We start from the raw sequence: 3306 nt of genomic DNA on the forward strand, positions 1-3306 counted from the left end.
TAGCGGATGAGCCTACTGGTGCTTTGGATTCCCAAACTACTCTAGAAGTTTTAAAACTTTTCCGAGAACTTCACGATACAGGTATTACCGTAGTTATGGTTACTCATGATTAGTCAACCAGACCTGCTCTTATGGATTAGCTTTACTTATATATAAAATCTAGAATATTACCATGAAAACCCCTGTAATTGCTATTGGACTGGATGCAGCTGACCCGCTATTGTTGGAGAAGTGGATGTCCCAAGGACATCTGAAGACCCTCAACAAAATACGGCAACAAGGAATCTATGGTCGCCTGAACAATACCGTTAACTACAACAATAAGACAGTTGAATTTTCATCCACTGAACCCTTGTGGGTAATGTTTTCTACCGGTTGTTTACCAGATAAAACCGGTTTTTGGGATACCATAAAATTTGATCCAGAAACTTATAAAGTAGTCTGCGACAAAATTTATAGTGGATACGATTATAAAGAGTATAATCCATTTTATGCCTTAGGGAATGACTACCGGGTTGCTGCCTTTGATGTACCAGTATCAGGACTGTCAGATCAAATTAATGGCTTACAAATTTTGGGTTGGGGGGGACATTATCCCTTTGTGCCAAGCCATTCCCAACCGCCGGAATTATTGCCCAATATTATTGCCCAATACGGCAAAAACCCAGTGCTCCATAAAGATAATGGTCGCTGGTGGGATCCAGTTTATTTTAAATGGATTCAGCAAGCTCTAAAAACTAGTATCTCCACTCGCTCAGAGATTTGCCGGGATTTACTTCAGCGTGAACCGTGGGACTTGTTCGTGACCGCTTTCGGTGAAACTCACAGTGCTGGTCATGACCTGTGGGACCGCAGCCAACCAGATCACCAGCTCTACCCTTACCAGAGCAAAAAGAATGGTAAGGCTGGAGACCCGATGCTGAAAATCTTTGAAGCGGTGGATGATGCGATCGCAAAAATTATCGCTGCTGCCCCTAAGGATGTCTATATCTTGTGTTTCGCAGTTCATGGCATGGCTGCCAATGTTACAGATTTGATGAGCATGATGTTCCTGCCAGAATTGCTCTATCGGTATAACTTCCCTGGCAAGTATGCCATTACTCCCAGCAAAATCGGAGTCACTCCCCCAGCACCAATTACTCGTCCAATCCGCAACTCTTGGCCAGGGGAAGTATGGCGAAAGATTTATGAACCCAATCCCATTAAGCAGTTGTTCAACACCTGGACCCATAAAGCCTTTTTACAATCTGGCCAGCACGGTTTACTCTCTCCTTATCCCCTCATGAAGCACAAGGTGCAATTGGGTTGGATGCCAGCTACTCTATATACTCCCCTCTGGCCCAAGATGAAAGCCTTTGCTTTACCCGCCTTTGCTGATGGACATATTCGCATCAACCTCAAAGGACGGGAACGAGATGGTATTGTTGACCCTTCCGAGTATGATGCTCTGTGCGATAACCTAACAGACTTCCTTTATCGCCTTACCGATGGCAGGACAGGAGAACCATTAGTTAAACAAGTAGTGCGCACCCATAACGTCGCCACAGATGATAACCCCAAACTGCCAGATGCTGACCTAGTAGTCGTATGGCACGAGTGTCCCACAGATGTAGTGGATAGTCCTGATGTGGGACGCATTGGTCCAATTACCTATAATCGTCCTGGTGGTCACCGAGCCAGAGGCTTTTTGATGGCAAGCGGACCAGGAATTACCCCCGGTTCTAGTTTGCCAGAAGCTCATCCTGTAGATATAGCGCCAACCATCTTGAGGTTGATGGGAGCACCGATTCCGGACTACTTTGATGGCAAATCTCTACTTAGTCCGAATTTATCTATCTCAGCCTGAGATATAAATCAAACCTAGGGATAGGGTTTAATTTCCCTATCTGGGTAATTCCTGAGCCTCTTAGATTCAGCCGGTTTAAGGGTGTGGATGCACTCTTAGCTGGCCAGATGCTATTAAGTTTAAACAATTTCATTCATTGCTTTAAGCTGTTGTGCATTTAAATTCAAAACAGCTTAGCAACTTTTACATACAGTATTATGAATACAAATTTATAATTACAATTTTTCAATATAAACCAGGGTTCATGAGAAAACTGTTGGCATTTTTTGAACCAATTTTCACTACTGTTTCCTTGGTGCTCTATTCAGGAGGAGTACTCACTGTAATTTTATCAGGAGGCAGAAGTGAGGGGGATGTCATACAAGAATTTGATTCCTCCCTCAGTAGATTGCTGTTCGTATTAATTTATCTCGTTACCTTTTTCCTCCTAACACTACGGTGGAAAAAGGTACTTTATGTCCTCAGTAAAGATAGGTGGCTCAGTCTGTTGGTGGGGATAGCAGTAGTATCTATTTTCTGGTCTTCTGAACCAACAACGACCATCAACCGTGCTGTTGCCCTAATTGGCACAACTTTGTTTGGTGTTTACCTCGCCAGCCGCTACACCATCAAAGAACAGCTAGAAATGCTGGGTTGGGCGTTCGGAGTAGCAGTATTGCTCAGTTTTATGTTTATTGTGGCTCTGCCGAAATACGGGATTATGGGGGGAGTTCATGCTGGAACTTGGCGAGGAATATACGTCCATAAAAATGTTCTTGGCAAAGTCATGGTGCCCAGTGCAGTTGTATTTTTGCTCCTGGCTATTCGGGGCAAAAAAAATAATTTACTGTTCTGGGGGGGGTTTGGCTTTTCCGTAATTCTTTTACTATTTACAACTTCCAAAACTGCACTGGTTAGTCTTATAATTATGTTACTCTCTCTATATCTATACCGGATGTTACGGTGGCGATATGACCTACTGATTCCGACTATATTTGCCATGACAACATTCGGAGGCAGCGTCTTAATCTGGTTGTTAGATAATGCAGACGCTTTGCTAGGTGCAATCGGTAAGGATGCTACCTTGACCGGTCGTACAGAGCTATGGCCCTTCGTGTTGGACATGATTAATAAACAGCCGTGGCTCGGTTATGGCTATGGTTCATTCTGGAATGGCTTTAATGGTGAATCTGCCTATGTCTGGCGTGCAGTATTGTGGCCAGCTCCCAACGCCCACAACGGCTTGCTCGACCTATGGCTAGCTTTAGGAATCTTGGGAGTATCAATCTACCTAATTGGATTTAGTTTTAGTTTACTAAGAGCTATTGCTTGGCTTCGTGTAAGTAAAACATCAGAGAATCTCTGGCCATTATTGTTCTTAACCTATACCGTGTTAGCCAATATCACTGAGACGTCAGTGATGATACAAAACAATATCTTTTGGGTGCTCTACACATCTGTAGCTCTTTCGGTGCTTAAGA

The 3306-nt window shown here is 43.6% G+C and carries 2 protein-coding genes and 1 pseudogene; all 3 read left to right on the forward strand.

The genetic code is table 11. From position 1 onward, the window contains the following. Positions 1-110: pseudogene (locus tag F6J94_RS32105) on the forward strand (ABC transporter ATP-binding protein); the annotation flags it as partial. A 62-nt stretch (positions 111-172) separates the two neighbouring features. Beyond that, positions 173-1846 (forward strand): alkaline phosphatase family protein, encoded by a 1674-nt coding sequence (locus F6J94_RS32110; RefSeq protein WP_075897712.1) that lies wholly within the window; start codon positions 173-175, stop codon positions 1844-1846. 244 nt (positions 1847-2090) lie between these two features. Then, positions 2091-3306 (forward strand): O-antigen ligase (locus F6J94_RS32115; RefSeq protein ID WP_293047655.1); only part of this gene is annotated, 1216 nt, incomplete at its 3' end.

The organism is Moorena sp. SIO1F2 (assembly GCF_010672755.1).
GTDB lineage: Bacteria > Cyanobacteriota > Cyanobacteriia > Cyanobacteriales > Coleofasciculaceae > Moorena.